Genomic DNA, 15,836 nt, shown 5'->3' on the forward strand with positions numbered 1-15,836 from the left:
CACCATGCCCGTCAGCCTTCGCGCATAATCCAGGCTAGGTAGATGCGGGGCTTTCGACTAATGCAGCCTCACTGTCGCTCCTGAACGCCACCATTTCGAAAACGATACCGGCTTGAAGATTTGTCGTGGAAATCCAATCGGTATGAAAATGGTTGAGCGCGGCAGAGCTCAATTTTTTTCCAGATAGTTGATACGGATGCAAGTTGATCTCCCTTTAGGATAAATATCTGGCCAAAGCATGTTTTTTTTGGGCAAAGCGTCTTTTTTGTCTATGCAAGGTGGGTATCGGACCATCATGTTGCGATGCACCGCAGCGGACGTCCAAATATGGCGACAATGCTGCATCTGAAGGTGTTCGATGCGCTTGCTACCAATGTTCCGCTGTAAAGCAACCTTCCAGAAAGGAGGCTTGTTACGTGATCTTGCACAATGAGCCATCCTTGAGCGCACCTCAAACGAAAAAGAAGCATTTCAAAAAGACCAAACGATTTTTCGATGTGTTTGCCTCGCTTGTAATTTTGATTCCATTGCTTCCCGTGATGGGCCTTATTTTATTGTGTGTCATGCGTGATGGTGGGCCGGGTCTGTTTGGTCACCAACGCATCGGTCGCCGCGGCATGCCTTTCACATGTCTAAAATTCCGCACGATGCGGGTCGATGGGGATGCCGTGCTTGCTGAACTGCTTGCAACGGATACTGTGGCCCGCAAAGAGTGGAACGCCAACCGCAAGTTAATCCATGACCCGCGCGTGACACCTTTTGGCCGGCTGCTTCGTTCTACCAGCCTGGATGAGTTGCCGCAGTTGCTGAATGTTTTGCGTGGCGACATGAGCCTAGTCGGGCCACGTCCAGTTACCCAAAACGAGTTGGATCTTTACTATGAACCTGACTGCGCGAGGCTGGCCTATCTTTCGGTGCGCCCTGGCATCACCGGACCGTGGCAGGTCGGCGGCCGCAGCGAACTCAGCTATCCCAAACGCGTCGCCTTGGATCATCAGTATGCAGAACAACAGTCGCTGCGAACCGACATGCTGATCCTGTTCCGCACGATCAATGTCGTGATGAGACGAACCGGCGCTCATTGATCGCTACTCGATCCGCCTCGCCATTGCTGTAAAGTATCTAATTTGTCTAGGTTTTAAATCAAGATGCTGGCTGTTGGCAGTTTCCATTGCAGAATGAAAAGCAGTGCATGGGTAGAATAATCATTACATAGAAAAGAAGCTGATGTCGATGATTCTGACGCATGCAGTTCTGGCTGGCGTTGTTGCAGAAGTCTCTTCTGCTGAAGTCCTGTCCTTCGATGTCTTCGACACGATCCTGCTGCGGCGTCCGGTCGGCGAGCGGGAGCGCCTGTGGCGCGCCGCGCGCCAGATCGAACAGCGAAGCGGCGGACGGGTGGATGCCAGATCCTACTACATGGTGCGCCAGCAGGCCCAACGCCTGGGCTACCGGATGGTCGATGTCGCCGGTGGAACCGGCGATATCCGCTTCAACGATATGCTGAGCCGGGTGGTCGCCTTGCTGGGCCTGCCGGCAGATGTCGCCACCCTATGCCGGGACGCCGAGCTGGAGGTCGAGAACGCCTCCCTCAGCTTGAATCAGACCCTCGCCGAGGATATGCGCACCGCCAAGGCTGCGGGCAAGCGCCTCATCGCGGTCAGCGATACGGCCTGGTCCTCCGCGGATCTTGCGGCGCTGATCGAGCCCCGGCTTGGCAAGGGAATCATCGACCGGTTCTATTCGAGCGCCGACGAAGGCCTCACGAAGCGGGGCGGGGGTCTCTTCGTGCGCGTCCTCTCCGAGGAGCAGCGTCCGGCCTCGGCCTTCCTCCACATCGGTGACGATCGGCTCGCCGACGTGGACCAGGCGCGCCGCGCAGGTCTGCATGCCTTTCTCGCTCGGCCAGCGCAAACCCATCAGCTGACCCGGCGTACGCGCTACCTGTCGCTCGCCATGAGCGGGTTCCTGCTGACGCGTCGCCGGATGCGTCAGGGTTCGGCCATCGAATTCACCTCGCGGGCTGACATCGGGCAGCGGGTGTTCGGTCCGATCGTTGCCGAGCTCTGCAGTCGCCTCTGGCTGTACCTGAGCTATCAGCCGGCCGTGGGCACGGCCGCGCTGTTCTGCGCCCGCGGCGGTCTGACCATCGGCGTCATGCTCGAGCGCTTCCTGGTGCGGACCGGGTTGCCGCTCGAGGTCCGGCGCGCCCAATTCATGATTTCCCGCATTGCCGCTCTGCGGGTTGCTTTCGTCTGCGACGGCCGCTCGGCCCAGCTCGAGATGTCGCGGGAATTCCATGGTCATACCTGTGGCCAGGTCGGGCAGGCACTGAGTGGCCTGCCCTGTGGCGATGATCCCGGCTGGGCTGCCGCTTTCGAGTACAAGCGCTTCCGCAGTCTGCTAACGAAGACCACGCAGGGCCGCCGCGCAATGGCGGAGATCGCGGCGCAGGCAGGGCATACCGATCAGCATTTGCATCAGGCCTCCGGCGGCGCCAAGCGTGTGGTGCTCTGCGATACCGGCCTCTACGGGTCGACCGGCCGGTTCCTGAAGGAAGGCATGCCCGCCGTGACCATCCAATCCCTGCTGGCGGCCCGATGCGATTACAAGCATCTCGGCCGGGACCATTTCGGCTACACGACCGGGCTGCTGACGGAAGCCAACGGCTACGCCCCCTGGGATGTCCGCTCCTCGATCCTGCGGTACTGGCAGTTGTTCGAGCAGTTCTGCGAATCCGATCTCGAATCGGTGCGCAGCTATCAGACCGGGGCAGATGGCAAGGTGGTGTCCAATCTTGAGGTACCCGGCTGGGAGGACCGGCTGGTGCCTACGGGTGACTCCATCCTCAGCGGCATCATGGCCTACCTCAATCAGTTGGAGCCTGCGGATCTCGGTGCGCTGCCGGGCAAGGCCGAGGAAGCCTGGTGCACGCTCCACAATGCCATCCTGAACCCGCGCCCGGAACACATCGAGCTGCTGGGCATCCACAACCGCTCGGTGGACTTCGGGGGCGACAAGATCATTCCCGTCATCACCGCGCTCGACCCTGCCAGGACCTTGGGCGAGAAGATGCGGTCGGTGCAGACCTCGCTCTGGCGGGAAGGGGCCATCACAAGCCAGTTTCCGAACTTCCGCTTCCTCCTTTTGCCTGCGATGAACGGCCTCTACGGGCTGCGCGCGCTGACACGCCGGACATCGGAGATGGCGGGCCACTCCAGTTCGACGCGCCTGGTCCGAGGCCTCGTGCGCAGCGCGGCGCGCCGGATGGGCCTGCAACTCGGCAGCCAGCTTCCGGGCAAGCGAGTCTAGGCTTGGCCCTCCGGTCTCATGCGGAACTTCGTCGTGTATCGACTACAAGTCATTGGACAGGCGGCACCTCAGCGTTTGATAACCCTCGCAGGGTACAGAATCCCATTCCATCTGGCCCGGCCGGTCCCGGATATCGGCCAGGGTAGCGGGCGCGGACACCGGTGCGTCGCCTTGGAGTTTCGCAGCGGGACCATGAGGAATGTCAGCCGGGGCCGGGACCCATGACGGTGACCGCTGCGACGGTGCGGCCGGGTTCGGCGCACCGGCCTTGGCCACCATCGGCTGCACGCTGCAGGCGATCGACGATATCTGGAACACCGTGCAGGCTGCGGGCCCGTCCGGCTGGAGGAGGGACACATGAGCGGCTTTGAGCAGCAGGGTGCGATACAGGGAGCCTCCTTGGGTCAGGGCTCGCCGGAGCCGCTGGGCGTGCCGTTCACCCGGTTCGTCGGAGTCATCCGTCGCCAGGGCTGGGCCATCCTCACTGTCCTCGCGCTCGGCCTCGGCCTGACCACGGTTGTCGTCTACCGCATGACGCCGCGGTACACCGCCCAGGTCTCCATCCTGATCGAGCCGCGACGCACCCAGGTCAGCGACCTGCAGGCGATCTCGTCGGAACCCGAGAACGCTCCGAACATCATGCGGACGCAGATCGACATCCTGCGCTCGCCCGACCTGCTGAACGGCGTCGTCCGGGAACTGAAGCTGACGCAGCTGCCGGAGTTCGCCCCCTGGGAGCAGGAGCCGAGCCTGGTCGGCCAGGCGATCGACGCGGTGCTGATGGCCTTCCACCTCCGGCAGCCGCAGGTCACGGAGGTGAACGAGGTCAGCCGCATCCAGCTCTCGGGCCTTTATCTGGCCGGCAAGATCAGCTTCAGCAACGAGGCGCGGTCCAACGTCCTTCATCTGTCGGTCGAGACCGAGGATGGCGCCTTGAGCGCCCAGATCGCCAACGAGATCGCCCGCCAGTTCCTCGACTTCAAGCGCCACCAGAAATTCGCGGCGACCCAGCGCGCCCATGAATGGTTCCAGGAACGCCTCGGCGAACTGGTCGTCAAGGTGCGCGCGGCCGAACAGGCGGTTCAGCTCTTCCGCGAGGCGAACGGCCTCACCGAGGTACCCACCTTCCGGAATGGCGCCCAGGCCTATGCCTCCATCAATGCCCAGCAGATGGTCCAGACCAACCAGCAGCTGATGCAGCTGATGTCCGAACGTGCCCAGAAGGAAGCCCAGCTGCAGGAGATGAACCGCGTGCTGCAGCAGGGCGGGCGCGTCGAGGCACTGCCCACCGTGGTGCAGTCCTCGCTGATCCAGCGGCTGCGCGAGCTCGAGGTGACCCTGGCCGGACGCGAGGCCGAGATCGCGGCCACGCTCGGCGACCGCAGCCCGGACCTCGTCTCCGTGCGGTCGCAGCGGCGTGGCGTCCAGCGCCGGATCCAGGAGGAAATGGCGAACCTCACCGGCGGCCTGCAGAATGAGGTGACCACCCTACAGACCCAGGAGCAGCGCCTGCGGGCGACCTTCGCGGAACTCCGCGGCCGGGTTTCGGTCGAGAACCTCGCCGAGGTCCGTCTGCATGGCCTGCTGGCCGAGGCGCAGGCGAGCCGCGGCATCTATGAAAGCTTCCTGCAGCGCGCGACCCAGCTGGCCAATGTTTCCGGCATCCAGGAGCCGGATGCCGAGCTGGTCTCGCGGGCCGCGGCGCCGCTGAGCGCCTCGGCGCCAAAGAAGGGCCGCCTGCTGGTGGTCGCAGGCGGCCTGTCGCTGGTGCTCGGGCTGCTGCTGGCTTTCATGCTGGAGCGCCTCCGCACCGGGATCGGCACGCCGGAGGACATGGAGGTCTGGCTCGGCTTCACCCCCATCGGCCTGGTGCCGCGGGTGACCATGCGGCGGAACCGCCCGCAGCTCGAGGCCCCCAGCGCCATGGAGTTCAGCGCGGCGATGAGCCGGATCCGCGGCAACTTCCAGGTGCTCGACCCGGAGCGCCGGCCCCGGCTGGTGATGGTGACCTCGGCCCTGCCCAAGGAAGGCAAGTCGGTCTTCAGCGTCGGCATGGCCGAGAGCGCGGCCCGCGCGGGCTGGCGCGTGCTGCTGATCGACTGCGACATGCGGCGTCCGTCCATCGCGCGCTACCTCGGGCTGCCGGTATCCGCCGGCCTCGACCGGGTACTCGGCGAGGCCAGTGCGCTCGGCGACCGGGGCAAGCTCATCCACCGCATGCCATCGGGCCTGCATGTCATGCCGACCGAGCCGAGCAGCCGCAACCCGCAGGATCTGCTGGACTCCGACCGGATGCGCCAGCTCATCAAATGGGCCCGCGAGGAATTCGACCTCGTCGTGCTGGATGCCCCGCCGGTGCTGGCGGTGGCGGACCCGATGATCCTGGCGCGGCAGGTGGACTCGGTTCTGGTCGCGGTCTGCGCCGAGCGAACCCCACAGGCGACCGTGCGTGCCGCGATCAAGCTGCTGCAGGGCAGCGGCGTGCGCATGCTGGGGACGGTCCTGACCCAGGTCCGCATGCGTCGCATGGCCGGCCGCGGCGACGGGATAGCCCGGGCCTGGCACAGCGCTGGCTCCTACTACGGGCCCCGCGCCTGAATCGCAGCGGCATGCCCATGGGCCAACCACCAGGCCAGCGGGCTGCCGCCGCGCCGGCTTGGCAAAAAGCACTGTGCTGCCAGTCTGGCATTAGGGACGCGCGATGCAGATGACCATTTTCGGCCTCATTCTGCTGCCGATCTGCCTGTTCCTGGCCGGGCAGCCAGTCCGCCTGCTGCAGCTCGCGCTTATCACGCAGGTCTTCGAGGCCGCGGCGGCCATGGTGATCGGCGGGAGCTTCGGATTGCAGCCCTCCCTGGTGCCGGGGCTGCTGTTCCTCGGCTATATCGGGCTGCAATACGCGCTTGGCATGCGCTACCCGGGTGAGCGCCTGGTCTTCCAGACCCTACTGCCGCTGCTCGCCTTCGCCGGCTGGGCCATCGGCTCGGCCTTCGTGCTGACCGATGTCTTCGCCGGCACGCCGGTTTGGCCTCAACGAAACGAATTTGTCGGGATCATGATGCCACTGCAATTCGGCATGGGGAACGTGACCCAGGGCCTCTACCTCATTCTCAACATCGCGGTGACCGTCGGCGCGGCCCTGTTCCTGACTCGCATCAACATCCCCTACCGGTCCCTGCTCGCCGCTTATCTCGCCAGCGGCTACCTCGTGGTGTTCCTCGGCTTCTGGCAATTTGCGTCGCGCCTCACCGGCCTGTGGTGGCCGAAGGAGTTTCTGAACACCAACCCGGGCTGGACTATCGTGGAGCAGAGCATCGGACCCATCCCCAGGGTCCAGGGGCCGTTTAGCGAACCCTCCTCCATGGGCTCGTACCTGGCCGGGGTGACCTTCTGCTGCCTCTGGCTTTGCATCCGCAGCCATCAGGTGATGCGCCCCCGCCTCCTCCTCTGCCTGGCCAGTGCGGGGGTTCTCATGTCCACCTCGACTTCGGGCATCCTGGCCCTGGTCGTCGGCCTGCCGCTGATGTTCGCCTATGCGATGGTCACCGGCGGCGGCGCCGGCATCCAGCGAGCCCTCAGGACGATCCTCGCCGTCGTCGTTGCCGGCGTCGTGGTGCTGGGCCCGCTCTTCCTGCTCCGGCCGGAGTTCGGGGATGCCGTCAGCATGATCACTGAAGCCACGCTGGAGAAGCGCGAGAGTTCCTCCTACGAGGAGCGCACGCAGGCAGATCTCGATGCGCTGGAAGCAACCATGACGACCTTCGGCCTCGGCGTCGGCTGGGGTAGCTTCCGCAGTTCGAGCCTGATTGCCGGTCTGCTGGTGAACTCGGGCGTGATCGGACTGCTGCTCATCATCTGGTTCGTCATCCGATTGTCGCGCTTCAAGATTCGGGCGCAGGCGCGGACCGCCGCCACGGATCCGGCACGGGCCACCATGGACGGCTTTGCCGCGGCCCTCGGCGGCGGCCTGATCCCGGCACTGATGGCCGGGCCCACCATCAACTCGCTGGCCTTCTTCATCCAGATCGCCTGCCTGGTCGGCACCGCCTCAAGGGTCCTGATCGGGGATCAGCGGGCCTCGAGCAGGACGAACCTGCGATGGCTCGGTCCCGGCGACAAGCTGCAGTCACGCGCGGCGTAGGCCACGGTCCGGGCCACGCCGCGCCGCCAGATCCGGGAATCACGGTCCCGCTCATTATTGCGTCGCGTGACTCAGTTCCCGTGGCAATTCGTCTCGGACGAGCAAGCTCTAGGTATAGACCCTGACATAGTCCACGCGCATGGAGGTCTCCCTGTCCTTCTCCTGCAGCGGGGCAGGGAAGGGCACATCGGTCCGCAGGGCAAGGGTCAGCAGCGGCCAGAAGACATCGCCAGACCGGTCCATCTCCGCGGCGCGGCCGAGCGGCCAGCCGATCGGGCGGCCAGTTTCCGAATCGAGCACCCGCCGGCGCTCGAACAGGGGCGCACAGCGCTCACCGTCGATCAGGAAGCCGTAGCGGAAATAACCCGAGGTCAGGTCGACCCCGGGCGTGACGCCGCTGCCCTGGTGCACTTGGCCCGGGTCGCCCCACTCATGTAGGTAGGTTCCGTAGAGCCGCTGTTCGAAGCCCTTATGCTCGACGATGTCAACTTCGATGCTGGTCGCCGGATTGAGGATGGAGTTTTTGTTGAGCAGCCAGAAGGCCGGCCAGGTCAGGGGATGGGCGGGAAACCGCATGCGCGCTTCGAAGTAGCCGTTCCGCCAACCGGCACGGATCGAGCCGTCCCGGCTGGCGGTCTGCAGGTTGCCCGACACCCATTGATAGTCGGCGGTCGCATTGCCGTAGTAGTTCGGGATGTCCAGCGTCCGGCCGATGTAGCGGGCGCCGATCTGCAGCGCCGTGCCGTCGGTGGCCAGCGGATCCGCGACGATACGATAGGGATTGAACCCGGCTTCGCCGGACAGGCGGGCGAAGGCCGACCGTCCGTAGAAGCCCTGCGCCGACGCGGTCGCCTTCGGGCCCGCATCCCAGAGGGCGGTATCAAGCCGCTTGAAATTCTCATTGAAGGCCAGCGTCCGCCCCCGCGTCGGATCATCGCTTGCGGCCGGACGGCCCAAGGTCTGGGCCTGTCCCGGTGCTCCCGTGGCGGCGGCCATCGCCGCGCCGAGGAAGGGCGTCTTGAGGAGGTCCCGGCGCGGCCATGTCATCTGCTGCATCTGCTCCATCCTGGACTTAGTCGCCATTCATCGTGCCGCGGCAAGGCGCAGCGCCTTGGCATGGACGCGGACGACCTGGCCGACGCTGTAGGCGTCGATTGCGGCCTTGCGGAAGGCGGCGTGCTGTCTCTCCTCCGCGATGGTGTCATGGTAACGCGCCATCGCCGCGACCAGGGCATCAGGGTCGGCCGCCGGGACCAGCGTGCCGAGCCGTGGATCGGTGAGGATCTCGCTTGGCCCGAAGTCGCAGTCGATCGCGATCACCGGCAGGCCAAAGCGCAGGGCCTCGCAGATCGCCAGCGACCAGCCTTCCCAGCGCGAGGTGGCGACGAACACGTCGCTCGCCAGCAGGGCATCCTGGGGATTGAGCGGATGGTATTCGATCGCCGCGACCGCGCCGAGCCCCAGGCGATCGATCTGCGCGCGCAGCGCAGCCTCGTCGCTGCCATAGCCGACCAGCTTCAGCCTGGCGTCCGGACGCAGGGCATGCAGGCGGGCGAAGGCATCGACAAGGATATCCTGGCCCTTCTGGTAGTCAAACCGTCCGACATTGACGAAGGTGACGAAGGGCGGACTGACCGTCGGCGCGTCGTTCGCCTTCGGGAAATCCCGCACCGGGTTCGGCACCCAGATGCAGGGCATGGCGGCGCCGAACATGACCTTGAAGGACTCGAGCTGCCGCCTCGACGTGCCGAACACGTAGGACAGGTGGCGAAGGACCAGGGCCTTCATCAGGAAGAACATGAATTTGGCCTTCCGGTGGCTGCGTTCCCGCTGCAGGTTGCCATGAAGGTGCATTGCGATGTTCGGCCGCAGCCCGAGGCAGGCAAACCACACCAGGACGGTGGGTTCGACCTGCGGCACGACGATGATGTCATAGCGTCCCCGGCGGATGACATCTCTGAGGATTGTCAGGAGGGAGAGGTGGCCTTCGGCAAACCGCCGGATCGCATGATAGCGCCGTGGCTCGGCGGGATAGCCCTTCTGGTCGGAGGTATACAGGACGTCGACCTCATGCTCGGCGCCATGCTTCTCGGCGAGTTCGGTGCAGATCGCATCGACGACGATCTCAATCCCGGCGAAGCTGGGTGTTGCCAGCTGGACGTAGAGGACTTTCAGCCTTCCCGGCGTATCCTCGCGCCGTGCTCCACCCTGCGTCACTCCAGCCGTCATGAGGCATCCTTCCTGAGGGTATCGAACATGCGCCAAGTACCTGGGCCATAGCATGGTGGGCTCGGTCGCACACGGCGGGCGGGTCAGAAATCGGTTACCCCGCAAGGCGTGTGGCGGGTGTGTGTGTCTGTGCCAGGGCGGTCATGGGAGACACCTCACGAGCGGCTGCCAATGTTCGCCGAGATGGTCCGATGCCTGTGATCGCCAGGAGACGAGGCAATGGTAGCGGAGTGGCAGGCCACGCTGAAGGCACGTTCGGTGGCGTCCAGCCGCGGATGGGCGACCGCGATGGACTTCGCACCCGGCGGAGGACCCACCTGAGATAAGGGTTCGAGACCGGCACCATCGTGCCTGCCGCCTCGATGCGCCGCGTACCGGCCACCGCAGGCTTACGCAGCGCGGCAGTCGCCTGCCGGGCGGCCAGGAGGACCCGCTAATGCAGTGATACCGCCCCTCCGAAGGCGCTGGGATGCCAACAGCACGCAGTCTCGACCTGCCCACGGACAACGGCGGGCGGCTCGGCAGACGGTGGCGTTCTGATCGCACGGCGCAACCTTTGCTGGGTGGCAGGGAAGGGCAGTGCTGGACGATGCCGGGGCAGATCTTTCCGGCCAGGCCGGGATGCGCGCCCGGCAAGGATAGGCCGGCATTGCTGGCAGGTGCAGGCCTGCCCTTCAATCCGGCACACCTTGCCCCTGTTCACCAGCGCCTGGATCGCTCGGCCGCAGGTTTGCAGTGCGACCATTCAAATCCGCGCCAGCTTTTCCAAGTCTGGTTGAAATATTGGGTCGGAAGAAGGTGCGCTGGCTCGTCATGGCCATTCAAATTTCCGACTGTGATATGAATCTAACCTGACCCACCTCTCATGGTCTGATATGCCCTAGTTCCTAAGCACCTCGACAGCTTCCGAAGAACTGAACGCTACGTAAATCAAGATGATCGGTGGGCGCGCCGTGACGATGCCGCGAGCCATTTTTGTCGTGCCCAGAGTGCAGGCAAGATGTGGCAACGAAGAATTCTGCAGATGCGCGGCCTGCAAGAAGCGCAAGGCACAGGGCGAAATTGATGAGCGAAATGTACCAAGATGGTAAGTATGCTGAAGCGAATCCAACTTGGCATGAAGAAGACGCCGTTTGGAAAGCTCAACAGATCAAGTCGATATTGATTGACAATGGGGTTAAATTCGAGAACCTGTGCGAGGTGGGATGTGGCGCCGGAGGCATCCTGGTGGAGCTCTCAAAGGCGTTTCCAGATGTCCGTTTTACCGGCTACGATATCTCTCCTCAGGCCCATGAAATGGCGGCACGAAAGAAATCCTCCAAAATCCATTTCCAGTTGAAAGATTTATTGGCAGAAGAAGGCCTTCAATTTGATATTGTTTCGGTTATCGATGTCATTGAGCATGTAGAAGACTACTTGGGCTTTGTGAAAAAATTGAAGCGGTACGGTACCTTCAAGGTTTTCCATATTCCACTCGATTTGTCGGTTCAGTCATTAGCAAGAATGAAACCGATAATGAACCTCCGAAAAGCCGTCGGTCACATTCATTACTTTAACAAGGATCTCGCCCTCGCTGCCCTCGTTGATTGCGGATATGATATTATTGATTGGCGTTACACAGCAAGCCGTCTGGAGCTTCCCAATCAGGCAGTCAGCAGCCGGCTGATGGCCAATCCCCGCAGATGGCTGCACAAGGTCAGTCCTGATTTAGCTGTGCGGATTCTGGGCGGATACTCACTCATTGTCTTGGCCAAATGATAATGAGCGTCAGAGCATCCTCACGAGATTTGCTTCACCTCAGCCGATGGTGCCGGCCCGTCCAACGTGCTGCAATGTAGGATGCAGGTTGATCCGTGCTCGTGCGAGGCTGCTGCCGGCCAGTGATCCAGCTCCTTCGCCAGCGGGCCCGCAAGCAATCGGGCCGGCCTGGTCCATGCACCAGACTGGTCAGAAGGTGGCCATCCGGTTGGGCGAGAGACTGCACCATGCCATCGAAGAGCAGCCCGGCGGCCTTCATCCGGAAGAATACCGAACCCGAAGCGGTAGCCCGGGGTGACGGATGCAGTGCCCAACGCAACTGATCCGGCTCAGGCCGACCAGGGCGTCCTTGATTTGCAGGAGACGCGGGGACCAACGCGGAGGCGCCTACGTCGGACAATGCTCTGATCCGCCGCTTATCACCGTGTGGTTCCTCGGCCGATCCATCCGCAGGCCGATCCCATCCTTGAATTTGACCTGAGGAATGCACGACCGGCGATGTGCCGATATGTAAACGAAACGGAAATACCTTGCCGCGAGATTGAGGCGACGGACAAGGATGATACCCAATGGCCAACGCCCTTCGGGCTTCGGATGTTGATCGCGCCCTGGGTATTCAGCCCGATCTCGTGAATGGCAACTGGTCGACCATCCCGGCCATGATCGAGCAGGCCCGTTATGCCGGCGTCGATACCCTGCGCATCGCGGCACCGACCACCAACAACCCCTACGGTCAGTTCGACACCTTGGCCGAGGCTGGCCTCAAGCTGGAATTCGTCGCCGACACCCGGGTCAGTCCGCAGGCCAATGTCACGGCTATCGCGGACTTCATCATCAAGCATCCCGGCAGCGTGGCCTTCGTCGAAGGGCCGAATGAGCCGAACAATTTCAACGTCACTTATGCCGGCATGACCGGCATCCCAGCCGCGGTTGCCTGGCAGGCCGATTTCTACGCGGCGATGAATGCCAACCCCGTCACCGCCGGGATCTTCGTGGCCGGCATGTCGTCCTGGCCGGCTGTCGCTGCCGCCAGCGACGGCAACAACATGCACATTTATCCCAACCGCGGGGGGCAGCCTGGTGCAGCGCTGGCCGAAGGGCTTGGCGTGCAGAATGCGGTGGATCCCGGCAAGCCCTTCGTCATCACCGAGATCGGTTGGTTTACCGCACCAGGCGTGACCGATCCCAACCCCTTCGTGGATGGTGTCGACGAGACGACGCAGGCCAAGCTGCTGCTCAACGCCTATATGGATGGGATTCGGCAGGGGGCGAAAGCCGTCACGCTCTATTCCTTAAGGGACTGGATCTACACCGACACCGGCGCCCATTTCGGCATTTTCCACTCGGATGGAAGCCCGAAGACCGCAGCAACCTCACTGCACAATCTGCAGACCATCCTCAGCGATGCCGGTGCCAACGCCAGCAGTTTCACGACGCAGGCGCTGGGCTACACCCTGGAAGGTCCCGGCGATGTCACATCGATGCTGATGGAGAAATCGTCGGGAGACTATGTTCTGGCCATCTGGCGCGAGCCGGATGTCTGGAACGAGGTCGCCGGTCAGGCCATTACCCCGGCCGGGGTGACGGTCACCCTGCAACTGCCAGGCAAAGCCAATGCGGCCGTCTATGATCCGATGAGCGGCCCCGCCGCCGTCCAGACCGCCGTCGGCGTAACCAATCTGCAGATGTCGGTGACCGACCACCCGATCTTCGTCAACCTTTCGGCCCTGTCCGATGCTCCTTTGGGCACCGCGCCACCGCTGTCTGGCGTCCTGGCCTCGCAGATTTCGGTAGCGCCGGTGGAGTTCGGCGGGAGCACCTACCAGACCTACAGCGCCATCCCGTCATGGGGCAAGGTGGTGGGAGCAACCCTGAAGCCGGCCGTATGGGACGCCGGTTATGCCACCAAGCTGGCCTTCGACAACTTCGTCAGCCCCACGGTCAGCCTGGCAAAATTCGGTGGCAGTGACTTCGACCTCATGCTGGTCAGCACCAAGCGTGGCTCGGTCAGCCTCGGCAACGGGGACGACCATGTCACCTGGGTCGCTCACAGCGACCGGCCGAGCACGAGCGCTGCGCCTTCGAGCAATACCATGACCATCAAGACGGGCGGCGGTGACGACGTGGTCAAGATCACCGCGGCCGGGCTCTCCTCCCTGGCCGACGCGGACAAAATGAATAATGGGCGGCTCTACGACCCCACCTATGATGGAAAATACTCCACCGCGAACGTCACCTTCGGCAGCGGCCATGACAGCGTCACCGTTGACGGCAAGACGGCACTGGTGTTGCACGCCGGGGCTGGCCAGGCGACCGCGAGGGGCGGCGCCGGAAACGACGTCCTCCACGCAGGATCCGGCAGCGGTGATTTCGCAGGCGGTGATGGTGCCGACACCTTCATCTTCGGCAACAGCAATGGCCATGTCACCATTCAGGATTTCGCCAGCGGCATCGACCATCTGCAGTTCCCGAGCCTGGCCAAACCCAGCATTCACATGACCGTCGCCACCGAATCAGGCGTCGCCGGCCTCCTGGTCACCTATGATGCTGTCGGCCACAGCGTATTCCTTGCTCATGCGAGCAAGCTTGGCGCGACCGACATTCTTTTTGTCTGAAAGGACATTTGCGGGCAGGTCACCGAGAAGGATTGAGAGGAAGACGGCATCGGTGTCCAGGCGTTAGCAGGGCGCGGAGGTTGGGGCTGCCGAGGCCCGAACGGCAGCACCGTCTGACGCCGATGATGCCGTCTTCGCTGTGATCGACAGTTTCGTCTCTTCCGCATTGTCGTGCTCATCTGCAACACCCGGGCTTGCTCACAGCAACGTCGCCATCCTTGCTGCAGGGATGTTCCGCGCAATCGGCCGCGAATTGGCCTCTCATGCGCTTGGCGCTCGGGTCCAGCAAACGGCTGGGCTCGAGGCAAAGGGCGGAACATTGTGGTTCGGTGCGGCAGGTTGATTCCGCATGCCCGAACTGTGGCCCGGTCGGGATAGCACGGCCACGAGGCGCCAGTGTGACTCCCTGCAGCAAACTGCTGGTTCTTCCATGGCATCCGACGTGTCCGCATCATGCGGGTCCTCCACGACCTCCCAAGGGTTGGGATGCAGTGTCTGACCTCCATTCGGCATGCCGAGCCCTGTCTCGGTTTGATGGCGGAATTTCCGGTGATAAAGCGGCGCGTGGTTTGAGGGTCGTGTAAGACTGGAGGGGCTTGAATTTACAGCAGTAGACGGTTCGCTCAATGACGAATAAGCAACCCACAGTTTCATTATTCAAGCATCAAAATGATGGACTCGTTATCGATGCGCTGCGTCGCACGGATGCGGACTGGGTTGCTGTACACAGCGTTGTTCTTCAGAGGGAGGAGCTGTGCTTCCTATCCGGGAATGAGTACATCATCTTGCATTCGCATTATGGCGTCATCCTGTTGGACATATTGCCAACCACCAGAACGAGCCATGAAGCCTCGGAAGTGCTGAAAGCATCCGTCAGCCACGAAGCCGCAGCGGAATTCCCGCCGATTCAAATCTGGGGAGTCGAGCATAATAATATTGATGCTCTGGCAGAGCGGCTGAATGACATAACGCGTCAGGATGAACCCAACTTTTTGCCCAATGATCCTGATTGGACAGAAACCGTAAGAGCTGGTTTGCATGGCGCCCTGCTCAGGCGGCCAGCCAAGACCGAACATCTGTCTCCTTCCGTTGATTGTGCCCCGACGCGAAGCAGCAGAACAAGGCCGAGGAACGCCATCGTGCCGGCAGTCGCGGCCGGCGTGGCGTGCCTGATGATACTGCTGCTGGTCGGACGCAATCTCCCCGGTCATTCCCCACCCGACGTAAAGCCGCATGTTGTTTCTGCGCCTGCCTTCAGCGAGGCCCCCCCGGTCCCCCATGCCGAAGCGGAGCGGGTGTCCGGGCCCGTTCAGGTGGGACAGGTCGCACACCCGGCCACCATTGCCGCAGCCGAGATTGCGGCACCGGTCCTTGTCCCACCCATACCCTCGGCGACCTGGGCTTCGCCGCCGCGAGCACCGATCCTGCCCCCGGCACCTGCCCTGCCGGTCATGCCGCAGGCCGATGCCCACGTCGGCCAGGATCATGACGATCACGACCGCGTGGCACGACGGCCCTTGCCAAAGCTGAACGCCGCGCCGCGACCGAATGCAGACAAATGCCAGGCTATCATCATGCGTGCCCAGCTCGGCGCGTTGGAGCCCAGTGATATTCAATTCCTGCGGCGGGGTTGCTGAAGCCCCACTCAAGCGCTCGCAACGGCAGTGGCCGCGAGGGCTATCGAAGCCGGTGGAGCGGCGTCGGTGATCCGACCATCGCAGTACCTGATGGTGCAGGAAGTCGGCGCATCACGACCCAGGAAAACCGGTGCCAGACCTATC

Annotated in this window: 10 protein-coding genes; 7 read left to right on the forward strand and 3 right to left on the reverse strand. The window is 63.1% G+C overall.

The annotated features are described in order from the left end of the window. The first annotated feature begins 416 nt into the window (after positions 1-416). The 4 genes from QWZ14_RS16990 (at position 417) to QWZ14_RS17005 (ending at position 7,453) form a co-directional block, all read left to right on the forward strand. The gene (locus QWZ14_RS16990; RefSeq protein ID WP_290317959.1) at positions 417-1,085 is read left to right on the forward strand and encodes a sugar transferase; all 669 of its coding nucleotides are present in this window, start codon (positions 417-419) and stop codon (positions 1,083-1,085) included. A 142-nt stretch (positions 1,086-1,227) separates the two neighbouring features. After that, a complete protein-coding gene (locus QWZ14_RS16995) occupies positions 1,228-3,312 on the forward strand; it encodes a hypothetical protein (RefSeq protein ID WP_290317960.1) in 2,085 nt (694 codons plus the stop codon). Between the two features lie 357 nt (positions 3,313-3,669). After that, positions 3,670-5,910, forward strand: a complete 2,241-nt coding sequence (locus QWZ14_RS17000; RefSeq protein WP_290317961.1) for a GumC family protein — start codon at positions 3,670-3,672, stop codon at positions 5,908-5,910. Positions 5,911-6,013: 103 nt separating this feature from the next. Next, positions 6,014-7,453 carry a hypothetical protein gene (locus QWZ14_RS17005; RefSeq protein ID WP_290317962.1) on the forward strand — a complete coding sequence of 480 codons (1,440 nt, stop codon included), beginning with the start codon at positions 6,014-6,016 and terminating at the stop codon, positions 7,451-7,453. 108 nt (positions 7,454-7,561) lie between these two features. Here the strand turns inward: QWZ14_RS17005 and QWZ14_RS17010 are convergent, their stop codons facing one another. From QWZ14_RS17010 to QWZ14_RS17020, 3 genes are all read right to left on the reverse strand, one after another. After that, a complete protein-coding gene (locus tag QWZ14_RS17010; protein WP_290317963.1) occupies positions 7,562-8,509 on the reverse strand; it encodes a glycoside hydrolase family 16 protein in 948 nt (315 codons plus the stop codon). Between the two features lie 27 nt (positions 8,510-8,536). Then, positions 8,537-9,682, reverse strand: a complete 1,146-nt coding sequence (locus QWZ14_RS17015) for a glycosyltransferase (RefSeq protein ID WP_290317964.1) — start codon at positions 9,680-9,682, stop codon at positions 8,537-8,539. Positions 9,683-10,356: 674 nt separating this feature from the next. After that, positions 10,357-10,503: a hypothetical protein gene (locus tag QWZ14_RS17020; RefSeq protein ID WP_290317965.1), complete on the reverse strand. Its 147-nt coding sequence runs from the start codon at positions 10,501-10,503 to the stop codon at positions 10,357-10,359. 244 nt (positions 10,504-10,747) lie between these two features. Between QWZ14_RS17020 and QWZ14_RS17025 the strand changes: the two genes are divergently transcribed. From QWZ14_RS17025 to QWZ14_RS17035, 3 genes are all read left to right on the forward strand, one after another. Beyond that, entirely contained in the window at positions 10,748-11,440 is a 693-nt protein-coding gene (locus QWZ14_RS17025) for a class I SAM-dependent methyltransferase (RefSeq protein ID WP_290317966.1), read from the forward strand. A gap of 569 nt (positions 11,441-12,009) precedes the next feature. Then, the gene (locus QWZ14_RS17030; RefSeq protein WP_290317967.1) at positions 12,010-14,055 is read left to right on the forward strand and encodes a calcium-binding protein; all 2,046 of its coding nucleotides are present in this window, start codon (positions 12,010-12,012) and stop codon (positions 14,053-14,055) included. A gap of 626 nt (positions 14,056-14,681) precedes the next feature. Beyond that, the gene (locus QWZ14_RS17035) at positions 14,682-15,692 is read left to right on the forward strand and encodes a hypothetical protein (RefSeq protein WP_290317968.1); all 1,011 of its coding nucleotides are present in this window, start codon (positions 14,682-14,684) and stop codon (positions 15,690-15,692) included. The last annotated feature ends 144 nt before the right edge of the window (positions 15,693-15,836 follow it).

The sequence above is a fragment of the Paeniroseomonas aquatica genome (assembly GCF_030409335.1).
Classification (GTDB): domain Bacteria; phylum Pseudomonadota; class Alphaproteobacteria; order Acetobacterales; family Acetobacteraceae; genus Belnapia; species Belnapia aquatica.

Coding starts and splice junctions, on each gene's coding strand:
- QWZ14_RS16995 (WP_290317960.1), top strand. CDS start 1,228: ATGTCGATGATTCTGACGCATGCAGTTCTGGCTGGCGTTGTTGCAGAA.
- QWZ14_RS17000 (WP_290317961.1), top strand. CDS start 3,670: ATGAGCGGCTTTGAGCAGCAGGGTGCGATACAGGGAGCCTCCTTGGGT.
- QWZ14_RS17005 (WP_290317962.1), top strand. CDS start 6,014: ATGCAGATGACCATTTTCGGCCTCATTCTGCTGCCGATCTGCCTGTTC.
- QWZ14_RS17010 (WP_290317963.1), bottom strand. CDS start 8,509: ATGCAGCAGATGACATGGCCGCGCCGGGACCTCCTCAAGACGCCCTTC.
- QWZ14_RS17015 (WP_290317964.1), bottom strand. CDS start 9,682: ATGACGGCTGGAGTGACGCAGGGTGGAGCACGGCGCGAGGATACGCCG.
- QWZ14_RS17020 (WP_290317965.1), bottom strand. CDS start 10,503: ATGGCCATGACGAGCCAGCGCACCTTCTTCCGACCCAATATTTCAACC.
- QWZ14_RS17025 (WP_290317966.1), top strand. CDS start 10,748: ATGAGCGAAATGTACCAAGATGGTAAGTATGCTGAAGCGAATCCAACT.
- QWZ14_RS17030 (WP_290317967.1), top strand. CDS start 12,010: ATGGCCAACGCCCTTCGGGCTTCGGATGTTGATCGCGCCCTGGGTATT.
- QWZ14_RS17035 (WP_290317968.1), top strand. CDS start 14,682: ATGACGAATAAGCAACCCACAGTTTCATTATTCAAGCATCAAAATGAT.